This is a genomic window from Mesorhizobium sp. NZP2077 (assembly GCF_013170805.1).
In the GTDB taxonomy this organism is placed as follows: domain Bacteria; phylum Pseudomonadota; class Alphaproteobacteria; order Rhizobiales; family Rhizobiaceae; genus Mesorhizobium.
This window is the reverse complement of the sequence record NZ_CP051293.1, coordinates 1370082-1394562: the sequence shown is the minus strand read 5'-3', so window position 1 is coordinate 1394562 and position 24481 is coordinate 1370082. Positions and strand designations below refer to the sequence as shown.

The 24481-nt window shown below is 63.4% G+C and carries 26 protein-coding genes and 2 pseudogenes; 14 read left to right on the top strand and 14 right to left on the bottom strand.

The genetic code is table 11. From position 1 onward, the window contains the following. Window positions 1-144 precede the first annotated feature (144 nt). The 3 genes from HGP13_RS06850 to HGP13_RS06840 all read right to left on the bottom strand — a co-directional run bounded on the left by HGP13_RS06850 (window position 145) and on the right by HGP13_RS06840 (window position 2204). The gene (locus HGP13_RS06850) at window positions 145-1461 is read right to left on the bottom strand and encodes an IS701 family transposase (protein WP_172221580.1); all 1317 of its coding nucleotides are present in this window, start codon (window positions 1459-1461) and stop codon (window positions 145-147) included. A 97-nt stretch (window positions 1462-1558) separates the two neighbouring features. Continuing rightward, a complete protein-coding gene (locus HGP13_RS06845) occupies window positions 1559-1921 on the bottom strand; it encodes a cell division protein ZapA (RefSeq protein WP_027041899.1) in 363 nt (120 codons plus the stop codon). Between the two features lie 10 nt (window positions 1922-1931). Continuing rightward, entirely contained in the window at window positions 1932-2204 is a 273-nt protein-coding gene (locus tag HGP13_RS06840) for a DUF4164 domain-containing protein (protein WP_006200774.1), read from the bottom strand. A gap of 263 nt (window positions 2205-2467) precedes the next feature. Here HGP13_RS06840 and tkt point away from each other — a divergent pair, with 263 nt between their 5' ends. The 7 genes from tkt (at window position 2468) to HGP13_RS06805 (ending at window position 11921) form a co-directional block, all read left to right on the top strand. Further along, window positions 2468-4459 carry a transketolase gene (gene tkt / locus HGP13_RS06835; protein ID WP_172223099.1) on the top strand — a complete coding sequence of 664 codons (1992 nt, stop codon included), beginning with the start codon at window positions 2468-2470 and terminating at the stop codon, window positions 4457-4459. A 159-nt stretch (window positions 4460-4618) separates the two neighbouring features. Continuing rightward, a complete protein-coding gene (gene gap, locus HGP13_RS06830) occupies window positions 4619-5629 on the top strand; it encodes a type I glyceraldehyde-3-phosphate dehydrogenase (protein ID WP_172223097.1) in 1011 nt (336 codons plus the stop codon). 194 nt (window positions 5630-5823) lie between these two features. After that, window positions 5824-7713, top strand: a complete 1890-nt coding sequence (locus HGP13_RS06825; RefSeq protein ID WP_172223094.1) for a potassium/proton antiporter — start codon at window positions 5824-5826, stop codon at window positions 7711-7713. Between the two features lie 155 nt (window positions 7714-7868). After that, window positions 7869-9065: a phosphoglycerate kinase gene (locus HGP13_RS06820; RefSeq protein WP_172223091.1), complete on the top strand. Its 1197-nt coding sequence runs from the start codon at window positions 7869-7871 to the stop codon at window positions 9063-9065. Window positions 9066-9192: 127 nt separating this feature from the next. Then, the gene (locus HGP13_RS06815; RefSeq protein WP_172223089.1) at window positions 9193-10218 is read left to right on the top strand and encodes a class I fructose-bisphosphate aldolase; all 1026 of its coding nucleotides are present in this window, start codon (window positions 9193-9195) and stop codon (window positions 10216-10218) included. 168 nt (window positions 10219-10386) lie between these two features. Continuing rightward, window positions 10387-11124 (top strand): thioredoxin family protein, encoded by a 738-nt coding sequence (locus tag HGP13_RS06810; protein ID WP_172223086.1) that lies wholly within the window; start codon window positions 10387-10389, stop codon window positions 11122-11124. An 83-nt stretch (window positions 11125-11207) separates the two neighbouring features. Continuing rightward, window positions 11208-11921 (top strand): SGNH/GDSL hydrolase family protein, encoded by a 714-nt coding sequence (locus HGP13_RS06805; RefSeq protein ID WP_172223083.1) that lies wholly within the window; start codon window positions 11208-11210, stop codon window positions 11919-11921. A 30-nt stretch (window positions 11922-11951) separates the two neighbouring features. On the opposite strand, the gene HGP13_RS06800 is transcribed toward HGP13_RS06805, so the two are convergent. Both HGP13_RS06800 and HGP13_RS06795 read right to left on the bottom strand, forming a co-directional pair. Beyond that, window positions 11952-12113, bottom strand: a complete 162-nt coding sequence (locus HGP13_RS06800) for a hypothetical protein (RefSeq protein WP_080512074.1) — start codon at window positions 12111-12113, stop codon at window positions 11952-11954. A gap of 110 nt (window positions 12114-12223) precedes the next feature. Beyond that, window positions 12224-13177, bottom strand: coding sequence for a ring-cleaving dioxygenase (locus HGP13_RS06795; protein ID WP_172223081.1), 954 nt, complete (start codon window positions 13175-13177; stop codon window positions 12224-12226). A gap of 329 nt (window positions 13178-13506) precedes the next feature. Here HGP13_RS06795 and HGP13_RS06790 point away from each other — a divergent pair, with 329 nt between their 5' ends. From HGP13_RS06790 to HGP13_RS06775, 4 genes and pseudogenes are all read left to right on the top strand, one after another. After that, a complete protein-coding gene (locus tag HGP13_RS06790) occupies window positions 13507-13674 on the top strand; it encodes a hypothetical protein (protein ID WP_172223078.1) in 168 nt (55 codons plus the stop codon). 143 nt (window positions 13675-13817) lie between these two features. Continuing rightward, window positions 13818-14407 (top strand): annotated as a pseudogene (locus tag HGP13_RS06785) (DJ-1/PfpI family protein). 76 nt (window positions 14408-14483) lie between these two features. After that, window positions 14484-14891 (top strand): hypothetical protein, encoded by a 408-nt coding sequence (locus HGP13_RS06780; RefSeq protein WP_172234631.1) that lies wholly within the window; start codon window positions 14484-14486, stop codon window positions 14889-14891. Window positions 14892-14963: 72 nt separating this feature from the next. Then, window positions 14964-15683 (top strand): YafY family protein, encoded by a 720-nt coding sequence (locus tag HGP13_RS06775; RefSeq protein WP_027041910.1) that lies wholly within the window; start codon window positions 14964-14966, stop codon window positions 15681-15683. A 63-nt stretch (window positions 15684-15746) separates the two neighbouring features. Here the strand turns inward: HGP13_RS06775 and HGP13_RS06770 are convergent, their stop codons facing one another. The 4 genes from HGP13_RS06770 to HGP13_RS06755 all read right to left on the bottom strand — a co-directional run bounded on the left by HGP13_RS06770 (window position 15747) and on the right by HGP13_RS06755 (window position 19622). Next, entirely contained in the window at window positions 15747-16442 is a 696-nt protein-coding gene (locus tag HGP13_RS06770; RefSeq protein WP_172223075.1) for a DUF1013 domain-containing protein, read from the bottom strand. A 182-nt stretch (window positions 16443-16624) separates the two neighbouring features. Beyond that, complete coding sequence (locus tag HGP13_RS06765; protein WP_246707302.1) at window positions 16625-17527, bottom strand: helix-turn-helix transcriptional regulator; 903 nt, start codon at window positions 17525-17527, stop codon at window positions 16625-16627. 526 nt (window positions 17528-18053) lie between these two features. Beyond that, window positions 18054-18194 (bottom strand): DUF1127 domain-containing protein, encoded by a 141-nt coding sequence (locus HGP13_RS06760; protein WP_081850349.1) that lies wholly within the window; start codon window positions 18192-18194, stop codon window positions 18054-18056. 417 nt (window positions 18195-18611) lie between these two features. Then, window positions 18612-19622, bottom strand: coding sequence for an NAD(P)H-quinone oxidoreductase (locus tag HGP13_RS06755; protein ID WP_172223073.1), 1011 nt, complete (start codon window positions 19620-19622; stop codon window positions 18612-18614). Between the two features lie 122 nt (window positions 19623-19744). Here HGP13_RS06755 and HGP13_RS06750 point away from each other — a divergent pair, with 122 nt between their 5' ends. From HGP13_RS06750 to HGP13_RS06740, 3 genes are all read left to right on the top strand, one after another. After that, window positions 19745-19939 carry a DUF1192 domain-containing protein gene (locus HGP13_RS06750; protein WP_027059123.1) on the top strand — a complete coding sequence of 65 codons (195 nt, stop codon included), beginning with the start codon at window positions 19745-19747 and terminating at the stop codon, window positions 19937-19939. Window positions 19940-20028: 89 nt separating this feature from the next. Then, window positions 20029-21276 carry an MFS transporter gene (locus HGP13_RS06745; protein WP_172223070.1) on the top strand — a complete coding sequence of 416 codons (1248 nt, stop codon included), beginning with the start codon at window positions 20029-20031 and terminating at the stop codon, window positions 21274-21276. A 31-nt stretch (window positions 21277-21307) separates the two neighbouring features. Further along, window positions 21308-21571, top strand: a complete 264-nt coding sequence (locus HGP13_RS06740) for a metalloregulator ArsR/SmtB family transcription factor (protein ID WP_172223067.1) — start codon at window positions 21308-21310, stop codon at window positions 21569-21571. A gap of 36 nt (window positions 21572-21607) precedes the next feature. Here HGP13_RS06740 and HGP13_RS06735 read toward each other — a convergent pair whose 3' ends face one another. The 5 genes and pseudogenes from HGP13_RS06735 to HGP13_RS06715 all read right to left on the bottom strand — a co-directional run bounded on the left by HGP13_RS06735 (window position 21608) and on the right by HGP13_RS06715 (window position 24434). Beyond that, window positions 21608-22072 carry an SRPBCC family protein gene (locus HGP13_RS06735; protein ID WP_172223064.1) on the bottom strand — a complete coding sequence of 155 codons (465 nt, stop codon included), beginning with the start codon at window positions 22070-22072 and terminating at the stop codon, window positions 21608-21610. 18 nt (window positions 22073-22090) lie between these two features. Then, complete coding sequence (locus tag HGP13_RS06730; protein ID WP_172223062.1) at window positions 22091-22465, bottom strand: nuclear transport factor 2 family protein; 375 nt, start codon at window positions 22463-22465, stop codon at window positions 22091-22093. A gap of 23 nt (window positions 22466-22488) precedes the next feature. Further along, window positions 22489-22815 (bottom strand): metalloregulator ArsR/SmtB family transcription factor, encoded by a 327-nt coding sequence (locus HGP13_RS06725; protein WP_172223059.1) that lies wholly within the window; start codon window positions 22813-22815, stop codon window positions 22489-22491. A 5-nt stretch (window positions 22816-22820) separates the two neighbouring features. Beyond that, window positions 22821-23477, bottom strand: coding sequence for a glutathione S-transferase family protein (locus HGP13_RS06720; protein WP_172223056.1), 657 nt, complete (start codon window positions 23475-23477; stop codon window positions 22821-22823). Between the two features lie 121 nt (window positions 23478-23598). Continuing rightward, a pseudogene (locus HGP13_RS06715) lies at window positions 23599-24434 on the bottom strand (alpha/beta hydrolase). Window positions 24435-24481: the final 47 nt, after the last annotated feature.

Here is a 24481-nt window from a genome sequence, read left to right as displayed (position 1 = left end):
CCCTTTTACCACTCCCGCGGCGACCTTCAAAACGTTGAGGTCGCCGGCGGTGATGCAGGCCGCGAAAAATTTTCGCAATTTGTTGGAGAATGCAGAAATTTCGCTGCGGACGCCGAAAGAGTCTAGCACTACTTTGGCAGATTGTTAGCGGAGAGGGCTCTGCGGCAGTGGGGACAACGGATTGGGGGCGGCTGCGCTAGCGCGGTGAGGATGGCTTGCCTGACGGCGGGTAGGCTCGGTTGGGGCGGCGGGCCAACGATTCTTTTTTCCCCCTCCCGCTTGTTTGAGGCGGCGAGATTGCAGGAAGGCGTAGGCGATCATCGTCATCAGCGCGTGCCGGTGCAGGCCGGTCCATGAGCGCCCTTCGAAGTGGTCGAGGCCAAGTTCCTCCTTGAGCTGCTGATGCGCCTGTTCGCAGACCCAGCGCGCCTTGATGGCGCCTGCGATCTGCTTGAGCGGGGTGTCGGCGGGCAAGTTGGAGAGGTAGTATTTGCGCTCGCCGGTCGAGCGGTGCTCGCCGATCACCCAGACCTCCTCGCCGGGCAGATGCTGAGCGCCCATGTCGCGGATGCGCTGGGGTGGGCCATCTGCAACCCGGACACGGACAGCGGCGAAGCGCGCCGAGAGGCGGCCTTTGGTGCCACGCCGCCAACTGACCGCGCGCCATGGGGCTGTCTCCAGCATCGCCTTCGCGGTCATCGACTTCACATCGGGGATATGCCGCTGGCGCGGACGGCCGCGTCCGGCAACGGGAAAGATCATTGCCACGTCGGCGGGATAGACCTTCTGCTTGAACGGGATGCCGACGGCCCAGGTAAGGCCGCGCTCGGTGAGCGCCTGCCGGAAGGGGGCGCTCAAGCCATATCCGGCATCGGCGAGCACGCAGCCAAAGCGTAGGCCGGCTGCGCGAGCCCGGTCGATCTCGGCCAGCGCGATTTCGGGCTTGGTCCTGTAGGCACGATGGTCCTCGGGCACACCGGCACGGTCGAGCCGGGCGGGATCGGAAGTCCAGCTCTCGGGCAGAAACAGCCGCAGTCCCACCATGACCGGCACTTCGCTAGAGGCCAGCGTCAGCGACACCAGCGTCTGGCAGTTGGCGTTCTTACCAAGCGCCGAGGCATATTGCGGCGCGACGCCGACCGAGTGGCGCCCCTTCTTGGGGAGCGCTGTGTCGTCCACGATCAGCCATGCATCGTTCCCGCCAACTTGTCTGTCGGCCTCCGCAAGTAGCACCTTCTCCAGCGGCCCAGCATCCCACACGCCGCTCGCGATGAAGTGGTGCAGCTGGTCATAGTTGACGCCTGCGTCGCGCGCCGCCATCGGTTGGATGCTCTTGCGATCCCCAAGGCCAATCAGCCCAGCAATATAGGCCGGACACATCCGCGCACGCGTCTTGTGCCTCAACGCCGAGACGAACGGCTCAAGCCACTGCTCCAGATCGACTTGCCAATCCCTGTTCATGGCCGGCCCCTCCAACAGCCGACCTCTCATGAATCACGCAAAACCGCTCTTGGGAATCCTCAAACGCTCCCAGAACCAAAAAAATGCCAAAGTAGTGCTAGGATTTCACCGCCAGCGTCGACGTCAAATCTTCCATGCGCTGCGCCAGCGCGCCGAGCGCGTTGGTCAGCACGCTGTCGCTCTTGTCGGCCTTGGTCAGCGCCTCGTCGCGCGTCTTGCGCAAGGTCAGCACTTCGCTTTCCATGCCCTTGACGCGCTTCTGCAGTTCCGAGAGTTCGTCCATCACCATGATGCCGGCCATGACCGTCAGCCGCTGGTCACCGATCTCGCCGAAGGAATCTTTCAGATGCGAGACATAGCGGTCGAAACGCTCGGCGAGGTCAATCAGATGCTCTTCCTGGCCTTCGTCGCAGGCCATCCGATACTGTTTGCCGTCGATTGAAACCGTGACCTGTGCCATGGGCCAGCTCCTATCTGTCCAACACGGCGCGGATGGTTTCCATGGCGGTCACCAGCCGTCGCGAGACTTCCTTGTTGGCGTCCTCCAGCCGTTCGGCGCGCGCTTCGGAATTGTCGAGTTCCTGCGCCAGCCGTGAGCGGTCGGCATTCATCCGCTGCACTTCGGCCTCGGCTTCCGAGTAGTCGCGCTCGTGCTCCAGCTTGGCCGCGACGGCGTTTTCCAGCCCCTCGATGGCCTTGCCCAGCCTGGCGATGACTTCCTTGAGTGTGGTTTCCCCGGTCATGGCCTTCGTCCTGTGCCCTGCCCATCACCGAATCGTTCGCGTTCAGAACGCCTTATCCCGGAAACATTAGGCACCGGGTGAAGGCAACGTCAACAAAGCTCTCGCGACTGTCCCCCGCTAACGCTAATGTAGGCTCGCCGCCGGCATCACAAGACCGGCAAATGTGCACCCGATTTGTTGACTAAAAGCCCGCGCCTGCTATGTGTCGCGCACCCTTTTTCAAGGGCTCTCCCAAGCCCCAAACCCCCATTTCTGGAGGAACCATGACGTCGCGTGAACAACATGACCGGATGGCCAATGCGATCCGCTTTCTCTCCATGGACGCCGTCGAGAAGGCCCAGTCCGGCCATCCCGGCTTGCCCATGGGCTGCGCCGACATCGCCACGGTGCTGTTCACCCGCTTCCTGAAATATGATCCCAAGGCCCCGCACTGGCCCGATCGCGACCGCTTCATCCTGTCGGCCGGCCATGGCTCGATGCTGCTCTATTCGCTGCTGCATCTGACCGGCTACGAGGACATGACCCTCGACCAGATCAAGCACTTCCGCCAGTTGGGCTCGAAGACGGCAGGCCATCCCGAATACGGCCATGCCACCGGCATCGAGACGACCACCGGCCCGCTCGGCCAGGGTCTTGCCAATTCGGTCGGCTTTGCGCTCGGCGAGCGCATCATGAACGCCGCCTTCGGCAACGACCTGGTCAACCACTACACCTATGTGCTGGCCGGCGACGGCTGCCTGATGGAAGGCGTTTCCCAGGAAGCCATCGCACTTGCCGGGCACCTGAAGCTCAACAAGCTGATCGTCTTCTGGGACAACAACAACATCTCGATCGACGGCCCGGTCTCGCTCGCTGACAACACCGACCAGGTCGCCCGCTTCCAGGCCTCCGGCTGGAATGCCAGCCATATCGACGGCACCGATCCGGAAGCCATCGCCTATGCCATCGAAGCCGCCCGCCATTCCGACAAGCCGACGATGATCGCCTGCAAGACGACCATCGGCTTCGGTGCCCCAACCAAGGCCGGCACCAACAAGGCGCACGGCTCGCCGCTCGGCACTGACGAGATCGCCGGCGCGCGCAAATTCTTCAACTGGGAGTCGCCGCCCTTCGAGATCCCGGCCGACATCCTCGATGCCTGGCGCACTGCCGGCAAGGCCGGCGTCAAGCCGCGCACCGACTGGGAAGGCCGCCTCGCCAAGGCCGAACCGAAGCTGAAGGCCGAGTTCGAGCGCCGCCTCGCCGGCAAGCTGCCGTCCAACTTCGACGCCGTCATTGACGACTACAAGAAGAAGCTCTCGGCCGACAAGCCGAAGGTCGCCACCCGCAAATCGTCGGAAATGGCGCTGGAAGTCATCAACGGCGCCGTGCCGGAAACCATCGGCGGCTCCGCCGACCTGACCGGCTCCAACAACACCAAGACCAGCCAGACCAAAAACATCACGCCCGATGACTATGGCCAGCGCTATGTCCACTACGGCATCCGCGAGCACGGCATGGCCGCCGCCATCAACGGCCTGACGCTGCATGGCGGCCTCATCGCCTATGGCGGCACCTTCATGTGCTTCTCCGACTATGCGCGCCCGTCGATGCGGCTTTCCTCGCTGATGGGCATCCGCTCGATCTTCGTCATGACCCATGATTCAATCGGTCTGGGCGAAGACGGCCCGACACACCAGCCGGTCGAGCATCTGGCGGCACTCCGCGCCATCCCCAACCACAATGTCTTCCGTCCGGCCGATGCGGTGGAAACCGCCGAATGCTGGCAGATTGCTATCGAGTCGGAAAAGACGCCGTCGACCCTGGCGCTGACCCGCCAGAACCTGCCGACGGTGCGCACCGAGCACTCGGCCAAGAACCTGAGCAGCCAGGGCGCCTACGAACTGGCCGCGGCCAGCGGCGAGGCAGCTGTGACGATCTTCGCCACCGGCTCAGAGGTCGAGATCGCCCTCGGCGCCCGTGACCTCTTGGAAAAACACGGCCATCCCACCCGCGTCGTCTCGGTGCCTTGCTTCGAACTGTTCGACAAGCAGAGCGACGACTACCGCAAGAAGACCATCGGCAGCGCTCCGATCAAGATGGCGATCGAGGCCGGCATCCGCCAGGGCTGGGATCATCTTATCGGCTCGGACGGCATCTTCGTCGGCATGACCGGCTTTGGTGCCTCTGGCACGATCGAACAGCTCTACCCGCATTTCGGCATCACCGCCGAGGCGGCGGCTAAGGCGGCGGAAGCCCGCTTGCACGCCAAATAACGGATTGAGGCGCCCGTCCACGAAACCGCAATGCGGCGATTTCGTGGGCTGGCCCAACCTAATCGATTTAAATCCATGCCTTGGATGGCTGGATTCTTCGGCCGTCCGCCGCTATGAAGCTGCGGACCAAATTACCTTCCAGCTCCCAGGGAGAGAAAAATGACCGTCAGAGTTGCCATCAACGGATTCGGCCGCATCGGCCGCAACATCCTGCGCGCCATCCATGAGTCCGGCCGCAAGGACATCGACGTCGTCGCCGTCAACGATCTCGGCCCGGTCGAGACCAATGCCCATCTGCTGCGCTACGACAGCGTGCATGGCCGCTTCCCGCACGAGGTGAGCGTCGATGGCGACCAGATCACCGTCGGCAAGGAAAAGTTCAAGGTCACCGCCATCAAGGACCCGACACAGCTGCCGTGGAAGGAACTCGGCGTCGACATCGCGCTCGAATGTACCGGCATCTTCACCGCCCGCGACAAGGCGGCAGCGCACCTGACCGCCGGCGCCAAGCGCGTGCTGGTCTCCGCACCTGCCGACGGAGCCGACCTGACCGTCGTCTACGGCATCAACCACGACAAGCTGACCAAGGACCACATCGTCATCTCGAACGCGTCCTGCACGACCAACTGCCTGGCGCCGCTGGCCGCCGTGCTGCACGAGACGGTCGGCATCGAAAAAGGCATGATGACGACGATCCACTCCTACACGGGCGACCAGCCGACGCTGGACACCATGCACAAGGATCTCTACCGCGCCCGCGCCGCGGCCCTTTCGCAGATCCCGACCTCGACCGGCGCCGCCAAGGCCATCGGTCTTGTCCTCCCCGACCTCAAGGGCAAGCTCGACGGCATCTCGATCCGCGTGCCGACCCCGAACGTCTCGGTCGTCGACTTCAAGTTCATCGCCAAGCGCGCCACCACGGTCCAGGAAATCAACGAAGCGGTCATCGCCGCCTCCAACGGCAGACTGAAGGGCATTCTCGGCGTCACCCATCACCCGAACGTCTCGATCGACTTCAACCACGATCCGCGGTCCTCGATCATGGCGCTCGACCAGACCAAGGTGATGGACGGCAACTTCGTTTCGGTGCTGTCCTGGTATGACAATGAGTGGGGTTTCTCCAACCGCATGGGCGACACCGCCGTCGCCTTCGGCAAGACCATCGCCTGATCGAAGACTACCTTCCGGAGACTTGAAACGCCCGGCTTCGTCCGGGCGTTTTTCATTTGCCGGAGCAGCAACGCTGAACGCCGGAAAATCAGCGGCCCGCGCCAAAAAACCACCCTTGCGCCTTGCACTGGCCATGCCTTCGCCCCACTCTCCCGTAAATCGGTAGAAAGAGGAATTCGAGGGGCAAATCACGGATGGAGCATGCGATCTATCTCGTCACGCTGGTCGGCACAGCGCTTGTTGTCGCCGCCGCGTTTTCGAGCCTGATCGCCTTCCGCTTCGGCGCCCCTCTCCTGCTTCTGTTTCTCTGCATCGGGCTCGCCACCGGAACCGACGGCCTCGGCATCGAATTCGACAACGCCCGCATCGCCTATTTTGCCGGCTCACTGGCGCTGGCGGTCATCCTGTTCGATTCCGGTTTCGGCACGCCGCTCAACGCCTTGCGGCAGGCGGCGGGGCCGGCGCTGTCGCTGGCAACCTTCGGCGTCCTTATCACCACCGGCCTGTTCGGCGCCGCCGCCCATTACCTGCTCGACCTGACCTGGCTGGAATCCTTCCTGCTCGGCGCCGCCGTCGCTTCGACCGACGCGGCGGCGGTGTTCTTCCTGCTGCGCGCCGGCGAGATCAATCTGCGCGAACGTGTGCGTTCCACCCTTGAGGTGGAATCCGGCACCAACGACCCGATCGCCATCTTCCTGACCATCACCCTGGTCGAGGTCATCGCCGCCCACGCCAACCCCGAAACCAATGTCCTGGTCACCAACCTGATCCTTGGCTTCGTCATCAATATGGGCCTCGGCGCCATAGTCGGCGTGCTCGGCGGCCTCGCCATCGTGCGTCTCGTCGACCGGCTCAATCTCGACCACGGCCTGCTGCCGATCTTCGTGCTGACCCTGTCGCTGATGGTCTTCGCCGCCGACGGCGCCATTGGCGGCTCCGGCTTCCTGGCGGTCTATATCGCCGGCCTCATTGCCGGCAATTCCGATATCCGCGCCGTCACCATCCTCAAGCGCTTCCAGGACGGCATGTCGTGGCTGGCGCAGATCATCATGTTCCTGATCCTCGGCCTGTTCGCGACGCCCTCGCAGTTTCCTGCCATCATGGTGCCGGCAATAGCGCTTGGCCTGTTCCTGATGTTCGTCGCCCGGCCCATCGCGGTCTGGCTCTGCCTGATCCCGTTCCGCCTGCCGCGCCCCGAGGTCGCCTTCGTTTCCTGGGTCGGGCTGCGCGGCGCCGTCTCCATCCTGCTCGCCATCACCCCGCTGCTCGGCGGGCTGGAGAATGGCCGTGTCATCTTCAATACCGCCTTCATCATCGTCCTGGTGTCGCTGGTCATCCAGGGCTGGACCGTCGGCCCCCTGGCGCGTCGCCTTGGCCTCATCGTGCCGGCGCGCCTCGGCCCGCTCGACAAGGTCGAGCTCGAACTGCCCGGCTCCGCGCATCACGAGCTTCTCGCCTATCGCGTCGCGCATGGCAGCCCTGTGGCGCGCGGCGAGCGCATTCCGCGCTGGGCACGGCCCTCGCTGGTGCTGCGCGACGGCCGCTCGATGCGCTTCCAGGACATGGGCAGGCTGGCCGCCGGCGATCAGGTCTACATCTTCGTGCCGGACCGCTATCCGCGCCTGCTCGACAAGCTGTTCGCCAGCCGCGCCGTGGTCGACCCGGAAGATGCCGATTTCTTCGGCGCCTTCGCCGTCGACCCGGCACGCTCCGCCGCCGAACTGGAAGCAGCCTACGCGCCTGGCCTGACCGAGGCGGAGCAGAAGCAGACCGTAGGCGCGCTGGTCACGGCGCGGCTTGGTGGCCATGCCGAATATGCCGACCGCGTGCTGATCGGCCAGATCGAGCTGATCGTCAGGGATGTCGATGACAAGGGCAGGATCACGGGTCTCGGCCTCTCCTTCGAGCCGACCGCACCGGTGGCGCGGGTGCCGGTGTTCCTGAGCGCCGGCGAGATGGGCGACCGCCTCAGCGCCTTCATCCGCAACTGGCGCAAGCCGACCGAAACGCAGGTAGAAGCGGCTCAGGCGGACCAGAAACCGGCCCCGGAACCGCCGGTTGAAAAGGCAACGACCGAGGGCTGACAAGGGCGGTCGTTTGCCTCGCCCCATCCGCGTAGGGCGATCTTCACGCACTATGTCCCCGCTCGCCTCAAAATTTCGCATCGCACCGCGGCCAAAGCCTTGCATCGTCGTTGGCGCGGGGTATGGTCCCGGCGATTTTCGCGAAAGGAATCCGCATGGCCGCCTTCAAGACACTGGACGATATCGGCAACATCAGCGGCAAGCGCGTGCTGGTGCGCGTCGACCTCAACGTTCCCGTCGCCGACGGCAAGGTCACCGACGCCACCCGCATCGAGCGCATCGCGCCGACCATCGCCGAATTGTCCCGCAAGGGCGCCAAGGTCATCCTGCTCGCCCATTTCGGCCGGCCGAAGGATGGCCCCTCGCCAGAATTCTCGCTCGAGCCGATCGCCAAGGCGACAGCCGAGGTGCTTGGCCGTCCCGTCGGCTTTGCCTCGGATTGCGTCGGCGACACGGCGGGAAGCGCTGTCGCCGCCATGAACAAGGGCGATGTGCTGCTCTTGGAAAACACCCGCTTCTACAAGGCCGAGGAGAAGAACGATCCGGCCTTCACCGAACGGCTCGCCGCCAATGGCGACATCTTCGTCAACGATGCCTTCTCGGCAGCGCACCGTGCCCACGCCTCGACCGAAGGGCTGGCGCGTCTCTTGCCGTCCTTTGCCGGCCGCACCATGCAGGCCGAACTGGAAGCACTGGAGAAGGGCCTGGGCAACCCGGTCCGTCCAGTCGTCGCCATCGTCGGCGGCGCCAAGGTCTCGACCAAGATCGACCTGCTGATGAACCTGGTGAAGAAGGTCGACGCGCTGGTCATCGGCGGCGGCATGGCCAACACCTTCCTTGCCGCGCGCGGCACCGATGTCGGCAAGTCGCTGTGCGAGCATGACCTTGCCTCCACTGCCAAGCAGATCATGATCGAGGCGGCCGAGGCCGGCTGCGCCATCATCCTGCCGGTCGACGGCGTCGTCGCCAAAGAGTTTAAGGCCGGTGCTGCCTGCGAGACTGTCGCCATTTCGGACGTGCCGGCCGACGGCATGATCCTCGATGTCGGCGCCAAGACCGTGACCACCATCGGCGAATGGATCGACCGCGCCGCGACACTGGTCTGGAACGGCCCGCTCGGCGCCTTCGAGATCGAGCCGTTCGACCACGCCACGGTGGCGGCGGCAAAACACGCTGCCGCGCGCACCAAGGCCGGCAAGCTGGTCTCCGTCGCCGGTGGCGGGGATACGGTGGCAGCGCTCAACCACGCCGGGGTCGCCGACGACTTCACCTATGTCTCGACCGCCGGCGGCGCCTTCCTGGAATGGATGGAAGGCAAGCCGCTGCCCGGCGTCGATGTGCTGAAGAAGTAGGCCCCGGCGGGATCGACGACGCGGCGGACGGCGCCCGAAACTTTCAATCGATTCGAGCTTTCCGATGCCATTCCTTTGGCGGTAGACTTCCGTTAAGCGCGGAACGAACCCCTCCAGGAGAAGCATGATGAGCGAACGTCTCGAAGACATTGCCGCCGCGATCGTGGCCAACGGCAAGGGCCTGCTGGCCGCCGACGAAAGTTCCGGCACCATCAAGAAGCGCTTCGACGTCATCGGCGTTGAATCGACCGCCGACAGTCGCCGTGACTATCGCGAGATGATGTTCCGCGCCAAGGACGCGATGACCAAGTATATTTCCGGCGTCATCCTCTATGACGAGACGATCCGCCAGAAGGCCGCCGACGGCACACCGCTGGTCGACATCATCAAGGCGGCCGGCTCCATTCCCGGCATCAAGGTCGATGCCGGCGCCAAGCCTCTGGCCGGATTTCCCGGCGACACCGTCACCGAGGGCCTCGACGGCCTGCGCGAGCGCCTTGCCGACTACTACAAGCTCGGCGCCCGTTTCGCCAAATGGCGTGCGGTGATCGACATCGATACCGGCAAGGGCGTGCCCTCGGTCAATTCGATCAACGCGAACACCCATGCGCTCGCCCGCTATGCCGCGCTTTGCCAGGAAGCCGGCATCGTGCCGATCGTCGAGCCGGAAGTGCTGATGGACGGCGCCCATGACATCGATACCTGCTACGCGGTTTCCAAGGCGACGCTGATCAAGCTCTATGACGAACTCCATGCGGCCGGCGTCGTGCTCGAAGGCACGATCCTGAAGCCCAACATGGTCCTGTCGGGCAAGAAGTCGGGTACGGTGGACAGCCCCGAAAAGGTCGCCGAGATGACGATAAAACTGTTCCGCGAGACGGTGCCGGCGGCGGTGCCGGGCATCGCATTCCTCTCCGGCGGCCAGGAGGATGAGGAGGCGACCGCCAATCTCAACGCCATCAACGCCATCGGCCCGCACCCATGGAAGCTGACCTTCTCCTATGGCCGCGCACTGCAGGCCGCCCCGCAAAAAGCATGGAGCGGCAAGGCTTCGAACATTGCCGCCGGTCAGGCCGCCTTCACCCATCGCGCTCACATGAATTATCTGGCCGCGCTCGGAAAATGGAAAGCGAGCCTCGAACAGGCCGCCTGATTCGTCCCTTCCGTCTTCATAAGAACCCGGGCCGATGCGCCCGGGTTTTTGTTGCCTGCGGATTTGGGCGGAGACCTCCTCATTCCTATTTCCTCTGGGCGTTGCCGGCGGCGATGTCGGTTTGCGCTCATCCCGAACGTCCTTGGGATGAGAGACAGGGAGAGGTTCATGCATCGCAACAAGGTTGTTTCACGCGAAGACTGGTTCCAGGCGCACAAGGCGCATCTGGCGCGCGAGAAGGAACTGACACGGCTACGCGAACACATCGCGGCCGAGCGGCGTGAACTGCCCTGGCTGAAGATCAGGAAGGACTATGTTTTCGAGACCGAACAAGGACCGAAGAGACTGGCCAACCTGTTTGGCGCCAACAGCCAGCTGATCGTCTACCACTTCGTGTTTGCGCCAGGTTCCAATCATCACTGTGAAAGCTGCGCCTTCGTCGCCGACCATATGGACGGCGCCAACCGGCATCTGAGGCATCATGACGTGTCGCTTGTCGCCGTGTCACAGGCGCCGCTCGCCGAATTGCAGCCCTACAAGCAGCGCATGGGTTGGAAGTTCGACTGGGTGTCTTCTTATGCCTCGGACTTCAATTTCGATATGCAGGTGTCCTTCACCGACAAGCAGATTGCATCAGGCGAAGCGGTCTACAATTTCGAAACACCGGTGCTGACGTCGAAAGACCTGCCCGGCACCACTGTCTTCCACAAGAGCGAAACCAGTGACATCTTCCTGACCTTCATGTCACGCGCCCGCGGCAGCGAGCAGTTCATCGGCGCCTATCAGTATCTCGACATTGCACCGAAAGGCCGTGACGAAACCGGACCTTACAGGACCTTCATGGACTGGGTGCGACTGCACGACGAATATGGAAACAGGTCGCAACAGGGCGATGTATCCCCTTAGGGCACCGGCCGGCTGTGCAAGGATCCGTTCACCTCGACCCAAACATGCGCTAAGCCTGCCGCCGATCATTCCACGGTTCCGCCATGCGCTTCCCCGCCCTTCTCACCTGGCTCGCCTTTCCCGTCTACGTCTGGCAGGGGCTCGGCGTGCGCCGCCGCACCTCGCGCATGCTGCCGGCACAAGGGCCGGTCATGCACGATCTCGCCGGCAAGGCGCCTGACATCTCGCTGCTAGTGCTGGGTGATTCCTCGGCAGCCTCGGTCGGCATCGGCAATTCGGAAAACGGGCTTGCCGCGCAACTCGCCGTGCTGATTGCGCAGCGTACCGGTCGCGCTGTGCGCTGGCGCGCCGCCGGCTTCAATTCGGCGACATCGGGCCAGATCCGCGACCATGTCCTGCCCAACCTGTCGGCCGATCCATGGACGCATATCGTGCTTGCCATCGGCACCAACGACACCAAGAATTTTCATTCCGTGCCGCGCTTCAAGAAGGAGTTCGGCGGCCTGCTCTACGCGCTGCGTGCCAAGTGGCCGGAGGCGCGGGTGGTGTGGTCGCCGGTGCTGGAGTTCACGCGGGCACCGGCCATGCCGCCGCTGCTTGGCAAGATCCTCGAAATCCGCGCCACCGCAATGAACCGGATGGGCGAACGGCTCTGCCTGGAGCGCGGCGCGGTGCCGGCGCCCCGCCTCCCGATCACCAACCCGGAGGCCGGTTTTGCCTCCGACGGGTTCCATGCCTCGGAGGCAGGTTACCGGGCCTGGGCGGAACACCTCGTCGGTCTGGTGCTCGCCAGCTGAACGCCGGATCCGCTGTTGCCGGTGTGAGCGTTAGGTCAAATGCCCGAGCACGGCCGCCAGCGAGATGGCCGCCATCGCCAGCAGCGCCAGCTTCCAGAAATCCCCGCGGCGCTTCAGCCCGGGCCAGCCGATCGGTTTGATCAGCTGGATGACCATGAAGCCGACGATGACAAGGGCGAGGAGTTTCGTCATGCCGCCTTTGACCAGCAACGCGGCCGGCTGTCAAAGCGCGTCGTTTAGTCTCTGAGAAAGAACGGGCATCGCATTCCCGAACCGGAACGTGGCGCCCGCTGGGGGCCGTTCTACTTCAACGGCTTGAGGCCGGCCTCGATCGAGGCGCGCTTTGCTTCGAGGAAAGGCGGCAGGGCAAGGCTTTCGCCCAGCGTCTCCAGCGGCTCGTCAGCGGTGAACCCCGGCCCGTCGGTGGCGATCTCGAACAGGATGCCGTTCGGCTCGCGGAAATAGAGCGAGCGGAAGTAATAACGCTCGACCTCGCCGCTTGACGGCAGCCGGAATTCGGCCAGACGAGCGGTCCACAGATGCAACGTCTCCTGGTCCGGCGCCCTGAAGGCGACATGGTGAACCGCACCGGCACCTTGCCTTGCGGGCGCCAGCCGAGGCTGCACGGCGACGTGAAGCTCCGCCGCCGGCCCACCGGCACCCATTTCGAAGACATGGACCTGGCCCTCGCCGTCCGGCGAGGCGTAGTCGCGGACCTTGCGCATGTTCATCACCCTGGTCAGCACCGCCTCGGTGTTGGTGATGTCGGGAACACTGATGACGATCGGCCCTAGCCCGCGGATCTGATGCTCGGCCGGCACCGGGCTTTGCGACCAGGGATGGCTGCCGCCCTTGCCGCCATCGCTGACCAGCCGCAGGCGCTGGCCTTCAGGATCTTCGAAATCCAGCGACGGGAGGCCACCGATGTCGGCAATCTCTCCCGTCACGATGTTTTCGTCGGCGAGGTGCTGCTTCCACCAAGCAAGGCTTTCCGAGCTGCTGACCCTGAGGCTGGTCCGCGCTATGCTGTTGGTGCCGCGCCGCTCGCGGCCAACCGGCCAGTCGAAGAAGGTGAGGTCGGTGCCGGGCGTTGCCTGGCCGTCGGCATAGAAGAGGTGATAGGCCGAAGTGTCGTCCTGGTTCACCGTCTTCTTGACCAGCCGCAAGCCCAGAACCTTCGTGTAGAAGTGAAGATTACCGGGCGCATTGGCGGTGATGGCAGTCAGATGGTGGATTCCTGTCAGTTGCAGGCTCACGGTCGTCTCCCTGGTTTTGGGGAAGAATTTTCTCCTTTCATATCAGAACTGCGAGGACCTCGCTAAAGGCTGCCCCACCCTGACAGTCCGTCGCCATGCGGTGAACAACTTTGCCCTCACTGTCATCCGGTTGGTGAACAATCGGTGCCCCGCAGGCTCGCTGCGGCAAGGCAGGACGGCGGCGGAAAACAATGCTCTCCCCCGGCAGACGCGTCGAACGAAAGTATCGTCGAGTGCCTGACATCCTCCTGACAGACTGCTGTCAGGAGGGGTGTGCGATAGTGCCTCCATCAAGAGAGAGAGAGAGAGAGAGAGAGAGGAGACTGGCCATGAACGGTTACACCATTCTGCGCGGCATGCAGCACTATGTCGGCAAGGTTCGCACGATGCGCAATGAAATCCGCACGCAACGCTTCATGAACTCACTGCCCGCGGACATCCGCAAGGATATCGGCTGGCCCGACATGTATTCGGAACGTCACTCCCGCGGCAATTGAGGCGATTTTTTCGACGTCAATATTGGACATGGACGCGCCAATGCCCAGATATCAATGCACGTCGCCCAAAAGTGGCACCCGGTTTTGGGGGCACGACATGCATGAAAACAAAGCTACGGCGCGCCGAGGGATGGAGCGAGCTTATGCCCGAACAGAAGACAATCGGCTTTCTTTTCATCGAAGGTTTTGCCGACTGGGAATATGGGCTGCTGGCAGCCTCGGCGGTTGAATGGTTCGGCGCCCGCGCCGTCTCGCTGACACCCCAGGGCAAGCCGGTGACCGGAATCAGCGGTTTTCGGCTGACACCTGATCGTTCGGTCGATGTTGATGAGAATGCCGATCTCGATGCTGTCGCCGTCATCGGTTCTGACCAATGGGCGGGCAAGGCGCCGCCGGTGTCGCTGAACTGCTCAACGCCGTCGCAACGCGCGGCGGCGTCATCGGCGGTATCTGCGCCGGCACGCTGGCGCTGGCCCGGGTGGGCATGTTCGACGATACCAAGCATACCAGCAATGGCCGTGACTGGATCAACCACCATGAAGCCAGCTATGCCGGCGACAGCAACTATCAAGACGTGCCGCATGCCGTCGCTGACGGCAAGATCGTGTCAGCGCCGGGCTCGGCGCCTGGCACCTTTGCCCTTGCCTTTCTCAAGACGCTCTATCCCGAGAGAGGCAGCGATCTCGCTCAGATGCGGACGTTGTTTGCAAAGGAATATGCTGAAGCCTCCTGACAGTATGCTGTCAGGAGGGGGCGTGCAATGGTGCAAGATCGAGACACCGCGCGTCGACGATCGAAAGGGACGATCGATGAAGAGTTGGAACGACAGGCTGAACACACCGGGCATCAACGGCGTCAAGCCGACGCCGCGCACGATGGCAGATGTCATTGAGGGCCAGCCGATGCTGGTGCCGACGGCTCGCCAGGTCGACGATTTCATCCGCTCGATTCCGCAGGGCGTCGAGATGGATATCCGTGCGTTGCGCACTGCCCTTGCCATCGAACACGGCGCCGAAGTGACATGTCCGGTCACCATAGGCTATCATCTGCGCACGGTTGCCGAAGCCGCCAAGGAGGACCTTGAGCGCGGCATGAGGCTGAGCGACGTCGCGCCCTTCTGGCGCGTGCTCGACGCGAAGACGCCGACAACGAAGAAACTGTCCTTTGGCGCGGAGTTCGTTGCCGCCCAGCGTAAGCGCGAAGGACTGAAACCGTAATGCATGTCATCTGGAAGTGGATCCGGTCCGGGAGCCACTGCATGCATGGGAAAAACACTGGGGAAGCAAACGATGCGCCGCGCCGACAGGCTCTTTCAGATCGTGCAGCATCTGCGGGGCGGCCGTCTGGTCACCGCACAGAAGCTCGGCACGTGGCTCGAGGTTTCCGAGCGGACGATCTATCGCGACATAGCCGACCTGCAGTCGACCGGAGTGCCGATCGACGGCGAGGCCGGCGTCGGTTACATGATGAGGGAGGGTTTCGACCTTCCACCGCTGATGTTCACGCGTGACGAGATCGTGGCGCTGGTCGCCGGCGCCCGCATGGTACGCGCCTTTGGCGGCGCCGCCATGGCACGCGCCGCCGATGAGGCGTTGGTCAAGATCGGCGCCGTGCTGCCCGACGCCGAAAAGGACCGCATCGCCCGCACCGAGATCCACACGCCGATGTGGGTGGTCAGCGACGCCGCCCGCGAGGCGATCGACCTGATCGAGCGTGCGGTCGAAAAGCGGCAGGTGCTGACCATCGACTATAGCGACGAGGCCGGCCGCGGCACCGCGCGCGACATCAGGCCGCTCGGCCTGTGGTTCTGGGGCAAGGTGTGGACGCTGGTCGCCTGGTGCGAGATGCGCGACGACTTCCGCGCCTTCCGCATCGACCGTATCGCCTCGGTGGTGATCGCCGGCCGCATCTTCAAACCGGAGCGGGGCAAGCAGCTTGCCGATTTCTACAGGGCGGTGGAGCGCAGCGAGGACTACGGCATGGCGCCGGATCGCGTCGCGCGAAGCTGAGCCGATCAGACTGCACAAAAAAGCCCGCTCGAAGCGGGCTTTTTCTTGGAATTCGCGAGGCTCTTACTCGTCGTCGTCCGTGTCCGGGGTCTTCGACTTCAAGGCCGAGAGCTTGGCGAACACCGCGTTGGCGTCGAGCTCGGCGTCCTCGTCCTTCGGCTTTTCCGGAGCCGGCACTAGCCGCTCGGTCAAGGCCGCCGGCAGCAGCGTGTCGCCAACCGGCTGCGCCTGCTCGCGGCCGCGCGAGGCGCGGTTGACTTCCATGTCGAGATCGATCTGCGAAGCGAGCCCCAGCGTCACCGGGTCCATCGGCTGCAGATTGGCCGAATTCCAGTGCTTGCGCTCACGGATCTGCTCGATCGTCGACTTGGTGGTGCCGACGAGACGCGAAATCTGCGCGTCCTTGAGCTCGGGATGGTTGCGCACCAGCCACAGGATGGCATTCGGCCGGTCCTGGCGCTTCGACAGTGGCGTGTAGCGCGGACCCTTGCGCTTGGATTCCGGCACCCGCACCTTGGGGTCGGAAAGCTTCAGGCGCTGGTTCGGGTCTTTCTCGGCGCGCGCGATCTCGTCGCGGGTCAGCTGGCCGGTCATGATCGGGTCCATGCCCTTGATGCCTTGCGCCGATTCGCCGTCGGCGATCGCCTTGACCTCGAGCGGATGCAGCCCGCAGAACTGTGCGATCTGCTCGAAGGAGAGCGCGGTGTTGTCGACCAGCCAGACGGCGGTCGCCTTGGGCATCAGCAGCGTATTGGCCATTCTAGAAATCCTTCTCGTTCGCCCGCGTTCCCGCGCGGGCGGTGGTTTAGAGCCACCAAAATGGGAAATTCGCGGCCTGTATAACCGTTCCCTGCCTGTTTCGCAACGTTTTTGGAGAGGCGCGGCGGCCCGATACTTTCACAACCGGCAAGCACATTCGAGTGCCCTGACGGCCGACGACGTCAGCCAAAGGGGCCGGCGCTCTTGAGCAAGGCCACGAGCTGGCTTTGCTGGCGTGTTCCGGTCTTGGCGAATATTCGCTCCAGATAAGTTCGGGCGGTTTTTTCCGTGATATTGGAACTGACTGCCGCGGCCTTGAGCGCATGGCCTTGCGACAGCGCCGTGGCCAGGCGCGCTTCCGCCGGCGTCAGATCGAACAATCCGGCAAGCAGCGTTGGCGAAGGAACGAGCGAACTGGCGCTGAGCGCCGTCGCCGCGACCAGAATGTCCGCGCCCGAAAAGATCTCATGCGCCGAACGGCGCAACGGCAGCATGTGCAGAATCATCGGCGGCCGGCCGTCGACGCCCTGCACCGGTATGGAACGCACAGTCGGCTCCAATTCGTTGCGCGCGGCGACGACGGCCTGCTGGAACAGCCGGTTGGCTTCGGCGTCAGCAATGGCCATGCCGCCAAAGGCGGTGGGCAGGAACAGGGACGACAGGCCGTCGAACAATGCGTTGGCGACCATCACCCGCCCTTTCAGCGACAGGACGGCCGCCGGCAGGCCCATCGCCGTCATGGCGGCAACCGTTCCCTCGGCGCGTTCGAGGCCGAGCCGCCCTGCGATCAGGCCGGCGCGCGCCATGGCTGGCCGCAGACTGTCGAGTACATCCAGGCTTTTTTGGTCGTAGTCGCCTTCACCGAGCCGTCGCTGGAAGACGAAGATCGCCAGCTCACCGCTGGGCATCGGTATCGCGGTGCAGGCATGCGCGCCGATGCCCATGGCGCGAAGCCTTTTGCGCACCGGATCGTTCTCAATCTCTTCCGGTGTCAGGAAAGTCTCGACATCGACGAAGCTCGCCGGCTGCAGCGCGCACATGCGCGAAACCGCCGTCGAAAACTGCAGCGTATCGCTCGCCAGCAACTCGCCTTGCAAATCCTGCAGGAATTCGATCGCCCTGCCGCGCGCGGGCTGGTCGTCACGGCTCCGCCCACGGAACCGGATACGGAATCGATGTCCTCCAGCACATCAGGCCAGAGATCCGGCACGAAGGCCGCCTCATAGATCCTGTTGGTCAGGTCATCGAACATCGACGCGAAGCCTTTCCGGGGCAAGCATGTTTGCCGGAGCCAAACAATCAGCGCTTCAGGCCGGCTGGTCTTCCCCTACGTCAACATGCCACGGCAGTCACCGCGGTCAATCTTGAATAAGCAACATGCCACAGAACGGTTCCGTTCGGGCCGTTGAACGGCTTCCCGTCACCGATCTTGCGCAACCCGGACGGGGAGGCGCGACGCATTTCTGTATTGGCGGGGCAAGTGCCCAAGCACCCAAAAAGACAAAACCCGCTGGACAAAGTCCAGCGGGCTCGGAACCGGAAACGGGGAACGTCTGCAACGGCTCTACTTCTCAGCAGAAGCCCGGCCCCACGGCCGGGTCGTGCCTGAAGTCAGATCGCCTGGCGGGCGATCCGTTCGATGTCGCCGCGGTTGATGCCGAGATCGTTGAGCTGACGGGCGTTGAGCTTGTTCAGTTCGCGCACGGTCTCGTTGTACATGCGCCAGTTACGGAAAGCGCGGATCGGGTTCATGGTAGTCCTCCTGATGGGGTGTTCGTTTCGATGCTGCACAGATAGTGATCATCGATGAGGACTTGAACGGCCGATTTTGCATAGCAATGATGCAAATGCTGCATTGCACCATTAAGCCTCTGTTCATCTTGTAGGCAGTGGCAGGGCCTAGGACGTGGCGAGATTCAGGTCAGGCCGAGCCGAGAATGGTGGCTTCCGAGAACCGGAGCGGAGCGTACTCAAGGTACGTGAGCACAGTTCTACTGCGACGCAGTAGAGCGGGGAAGCGCAGGTGTCAGCCATTCGCAGGCCGGCCTTACCGGAATATCGGCAGGCCTAGAGCAGTTCACCGTTTCACGGAAACGGCGAACCGCTCTAGCTCTTTGTTTTAACGCAATTCCGGACGGAAAACCGCTTCACACTTTTCCTGGAATTGCTCTAGCCGACGTCGAGCACGATCTTGCCTATATGCTCGCCCTCCTCCATCCGCTCATGCGCGCGCCAGGCATCCGAGAGCGGGTAAATCATGTCCATGACAGGTGCCACCTTGCGCGTGCCGAGCAAAGGCCAGACCTGCGCCTCCAGCGCCGATGCGATCCCCGCCTTGAAATCGACGGTACGCGGCCGCAGCGTCGAACCCGTATGGGTCAGCCGCTTGACCATGATCTTGGAAAAATCGGCACTGGCGACAGCGCCGGCCTGCACGGCGATCTGGACGATGCGACCCTCGACGGCGGCCGCCTCGTAGTTGCGCTGGACATAATCGCCGCCGACCATGTCGAGGATGACATTGGCGCCCTTGCCGTCCGTCGCCTCCTTGACCGCGGTGACGAAATCCTCCTCGCGATAGTTGATCGCACGGTCGGCGCCGAGCTTCAGGCAGGCGTCGCATTTCTCCTTGCTGCCGGCGGTGGTGATCACATAGGCACCGAAGACGGAAGCCAGTTGGATCGCCGTGGTGCCGATGCCGGACGAGCCGCCATGCACCAGCAGCGTCTCGCCCTTCTTCAGGCCGCCGCGCTCGAACACATTGTGCCAGACGGTGAAATAGTTCTCCGGCACGGCAGCGGCCTCCGTGTGCGTGAAGCCGGCCGGCAGCGGCAGCACGCTGCCGGCATGAACCTTGACGTACTCGGCATAGCCGCCGCCTGGCGTCAGCGCACAGACCCGGTCGCCGATGCGCCAGCGCGATATCTCGTCACCAAGGGCAGCCACTTCTCCCGACACCTCGAGGCCCGGCAGGTCCGATGCGCCAGGCGGCGGCGGATAGGCGCCCTTGCGCTGCTGCACGTCGGGCCGGTTGACACCGGCGGCATGCACCTTGATCAGGATCTCGCCGGGGCCGGGCTGCGGCACGTCGCGCGTTTCCGGTTTCAGCACCCGTGGGCCACCGGGCTCGGAGATCGCGATCGCCGTCATCTTTGCCGGAATTTTCTGTCCGCTCGCCATGAAGTTTTCCGTCTTTCCTCGCCGCATTCCTACCGGCTGTTTGCATCGACGCCCCTGCCCTATGTATGCTCATTGCCAAATCAGGCAAATGGCCAATCTGGTGTGGCGGAGGAGGAGCAACGATGGCGATCTTCGACGACGAACCCAAGAAGAAAGCGCGTCCGCACGAGATCGGGCAGGACTTGTCGCTGCTCTCCGTGGGCGAGCTGTCCGAGCGTATCGGCATCCTGCGCGACGAAATCACACGGCTGGAAGCGGAGCTCAAGGCCAAGGACAACACCAAATCGGCCGCCGAGGCACTGTTCCGCCGCGGATAGGCAGTTGGGCGCAACGGCCCGCCGCCGAAAAGCCCGAATGCGACTGTCTTCAGACCTGCGCCCTTCCCAGAGTTCAGCCGGATCAAAAAATGCTCGCATCCTACAGACCGATCCTCTCCCTGCTTCGCGGCACTGCTTTCCTACTGGCGGCATCGGGGCTGCACGGGCTGCTGCTGCCGCTGCGCGGCCAGGTGGAAGGATTCTCAACCGCGTCGCTCGGCCTGATGGGTACAGCCTGGGCCGGCGGCTTCGTCACCGGCTGCTTTTTCGCGCCGCGCCTCGTGCGCCGCGCCGGGCATGTGCGCGCCTTCGGCGCCTTTGCCGCATCCGGCGCCATCGTGGCGCTGCTCACCGGCTTGATCATCGACGAATATGTCTGGATCCTGTTGCGCGCCTTCACCGGCTTCACCATGGCCGGCGCCTTCATGGTCATCGAAAGCTGGCTGAACGAGAAGGCCACCAACGAGAATCGCGGCACCGTCTTCGGCCTCTATATGATGGTCACCTACGCCTCGATCATGGGCGGACAGATGATCGTTGCCGGCGGCGACGTCAAATCAGCCTCGCTGTTCATGATCACCGGCATCCTGTTTTGCCTGTCGCTGATCCCGACCGCGGTTTCGTCGGCATCACTCCCCAAGCCGCTGCAGGACGTCAAGCTCGACGTCAAGGGGCTCTACGCCAACTCGCCGGTGTCGGCGGTCGCTTGCCTGTTGGTCGGTATCGCCAACGGCGCCTGGGGCACGCTGGGTGCCGTCTACGGCGCCCGCATCGGCATCTCGACGCCCGAGATCGCCTTGATGATGAGCCTGGTAGTGGTTGCCGGCGCGGCCATGCAGCTGCCGGCCGGGCGCCTGTCCGACAAGACCGACCGGCGTTTCGTGCTCGCCGGTGCCGCTTTCGGCGCGGCGTTGGTCGCGCTCCTGGTCTTCCTCTTCGAGCCGCGCTCCGCCGTCTTTGTCATCGTCTTGACCGCCGCTTACGGCGCTTTCGCCTACACGCTCTATTCGATCGCCGTGGCGCATGCCAACGACCACGCCCGTGCGGAGGATTTCGTCAAGGTGTCGGGTGGACTGCTGCTGCTTTACGGTTTCGGCACAATGATCGGGCCGTTGCTGGCAGCCGCGCTTATGGGCTGGATACGTCCGGAGGGCCTGTTCCTGGCGACCGCCTTCGCGCATCTGTCATTGACCGCCTACACGCTGCTGCGCATCAGCCGCCGCGCTCCGGTGCCGATCGAGAATCGCGATGCCTTCAAGACGCAGCCGGCCGATCGCTCGTTGACGCCGGAAGCATTACGGCTCGACCCAAGAAGAAAAGCAGAAGCAGACAGTTGAGATTCGAAAAACTTTGCCTCACAAATGAGGCATGATGTTTTCCGACGCCTTCATGGCGATCGCCGACCCCAATCGGCGCCACCTTCTGGAAGAACTTCGACGCGGCCCGAAAACCGTCAACGAGTTGGCGGCCGGATTGCCAGTCTCACGCCCGGCCGTTTCACAGCATCTGAAAGTCTTGCTCGACGCCGGATTGGTCAACGCCAAGGCTGAAGGCACGCGGCGCGTCTATACGGTAAGCAATGCCGGCTTCATGAAACTCAACATCTGGCTCGACCAATTCTGGGAAGCCTGATCTTCTCGCCCGTCGTCATCAACATCGCCACGATGGTCAGGGTTGTATTTTCAGGAAGGCGCCGAGCGCATCGAGCAGTTCCCCAGTTCCATGCTCACGCGTGGCTGAGGTGTCGTGGCCGTCGAGGAAGGCGCCCTGTTCCGTCATCACCAGCCGCGTGCCCCCTGCTTCCGCCACAAGCTCGATCGTCGCCAGTGACACAGAGACGCGGGTTTCACCGAACAGCAGCTCATAGCTGTAGACGATGCGCTGGTCCGGCACGATGTCCTGATAGACCGCGTTGAAGAAATGCATCTGGCCATCGCTCGGGCCTCCGGCATTGACCTCCTTGCCACCGACGCGGAAGTCCATTTCATGCCGGCTCGGCATCGGGTCGTGGGGATCGACGAACCAGCGCCGCTTGGCATCCGGGCTGCTGAACGCGGAGAAGACTTTCGCCGGCGCCACAGGATAGCTCCTCTCGACGACAAAGGTGGAGTGGACGACGGATCGTTCGGTCATGGATTGGGTCCTCGTTGGTCAGCTTGATTGGTTCTGTGGGATGAAGACACCGCCGCGATAGGCAGCGCCGAAATAGACCTCGACGCTGCGCAGGCGGTCGTCGCGAAACGCGTGCAGCTCTGTGTTGCGGAAGGTCTTTCCGTCTACCGTTTCACAGCGGTAGAGAACAAAAGCGGCATCCGCGTCTTCGCAGATCCGCTCGATGGTGATCGACTTGAAAGCGGGACTGCCCGGCCAGCAACGCGCGAAATAGGTCGCGCGGTCGATGGCATCGTCATAGGGGCTGGTGAACGTGAAGTCGTCCGTCAGCATCATCTCGGCAACATCGCGCTCATTTGCCTGATAGGCGGCAAAATAGCGGCGGATCAACTGCGCCCTGTTTTTGGCAGCCATGATCGTTCTCCCTGTTGTTGCGCTCATTCGCTCTCGGTGAGAAAGTCGCCGAGCCGGTCCAGCCGGCGCTCCCAGACGAGGCGCCGCTCGTTGATCCAGTGTTCGGCCGCTCTCAAGGCTTTCGGCTCGATCTGGCAGGTGCGCACGCGGCCCAGTTTCTCCGAGCGCACCAGGCCGCTCGCCTCCAGCACATTGAGATGCTGGACGACGGCCGACAGCGACATCGCCAGCGGCTCAGCCAGCTGGCTGACCGAGGCGGGACCGCGCGAAAGCCGGTCGACCATCTGCCGCCGCGCCGGATCGGCAAGCGCCTGGAACATCAGGTCGAGCTGGGCGGGATCGTGCAGCATCGCGGTCAGCCGTTATTGTAGGGAAAGAACTTGAAGTAGGGCTGCGCCTCCTCGATCACCCTGGCGAAGGCAGGGCGATGCAGCAGCCGGTCGTGATAGCGCTTCACGGCTGGATATTTGTCGCCGAACGGCTCGACCTTGTTGGCATAGAAGTGCGCGGGCGACGCCGCACAATCGGCCATGGTGAAGGAATCGCCCACCGCCCAGGCCCTCGACTGCATCTCCTGTTCGATGATGGCGTAGGAATTGCGCAACTGGCCGCGCGCCTGCTCGACACCGAACGGATCGGTCTTGTCGAGCGGTCGCAGCCGGTCGCCGACGATCTTCTGCATCGGCTCCTGCATATAGAAATCATAGAAGCGATCCGCCTGGCGGACCGCCAGTGCCAGGTCGACGTCGGCAGGGACGAGTTCGACCGGCCCCGGATAGTGCGCGGCCAGATATTCCACGACGATGGTCGATTCCAGCACCGTGCGGTCGCGCGCATCGTCGCGCAGCGCCGGCATCTTGCCGGTCGGCGATATCTTCAGGAAGGCCGCACGCGATTGCTCGTCGCCGAGATCGACGATGACCGGGATGAAGGCCGTGGCGTTCTCGTAGAGCGCGATCAGCGGCTTCCAGCAGAAGGAGGCCAGCGGATGGAAATGCAGCGTAAGGGACATTCTATGCTCGTCTGTTTCTGGTTCATCGATGGGCGGGTGTTGTGCGTCGCCAAAGTCAACACTGAAGCATTCACTTAACTATTGCGATAGGCCTTATCCGTCAAGGCCGACCGGCGAGGACTTAATTGGACCTGATATGCGCGACGATGGCGGCTTCCAGCGCCGGCCAGTCTTGCGGATGCAGTTCGTGGCCGCCGCCTGCGACGCGAAGGAATTTCGCACCGGCGACCGTCTTGGCTAGCGCCTCGCCATGCTCGACCGGAAAGATCGGATCTGAGGTTCCATGGATGACCAGCGCTGGCGCCTTCATCTCGTGCAGGCGCCCCTTCCATGCGTCACCGCCCTTGAGCGAAAAATGATTGTTGCGCTCAGGAACCCGCCGGAGCGGTCGTAATCCTGTTCGATGAAGCCTCTCGTCCCGGCCTCATCGAACGGATGTGCGGTGCTGGCGATCGCCCTGGCATCCCTGACCATGAAGTCGATCACCTGGCGGCGGTCCGCCCAGTCGATATCAGCGCCCGCGGCCGAATGTTTGATATAGGCGTCGGTTGTCTGCGGCAGATGCGAGGTGTCCGTCCACACCAGTGAACTGCTGATCGCGGTCAGCGACGCGACGCGGGAAGGATGCTTGAGCGCCATGAGTTGCGCGATCATCCCACCCATCGACATACCGGCGACATGCGCCTTGCCGATGCCGCGGCTGTCGAGCACACCGATCGCATCGTCCGCCATGTCGTCGAATGTGTAGGGCGGCAGGCCCGGCGGATACTTGGTCGAGCGGCCGGTATCGCGATTGTCGTAGCGGACCACGTACAGGCCGGCATCCGCCAGTTCCCGGCAAAATGCCTTCGGCCACCACAGCATCGAGGCCATCGCGCCCATGATCAGCAGCAGCGGGGGATTTTCCGGGGCGCCGAAAGCTTCGGATATGATCTCGGGCCGATTGATCGCGGTCATCACAGCGTCTCCTAAACTGATTGCATAATGCAATCAGTTGCACGATA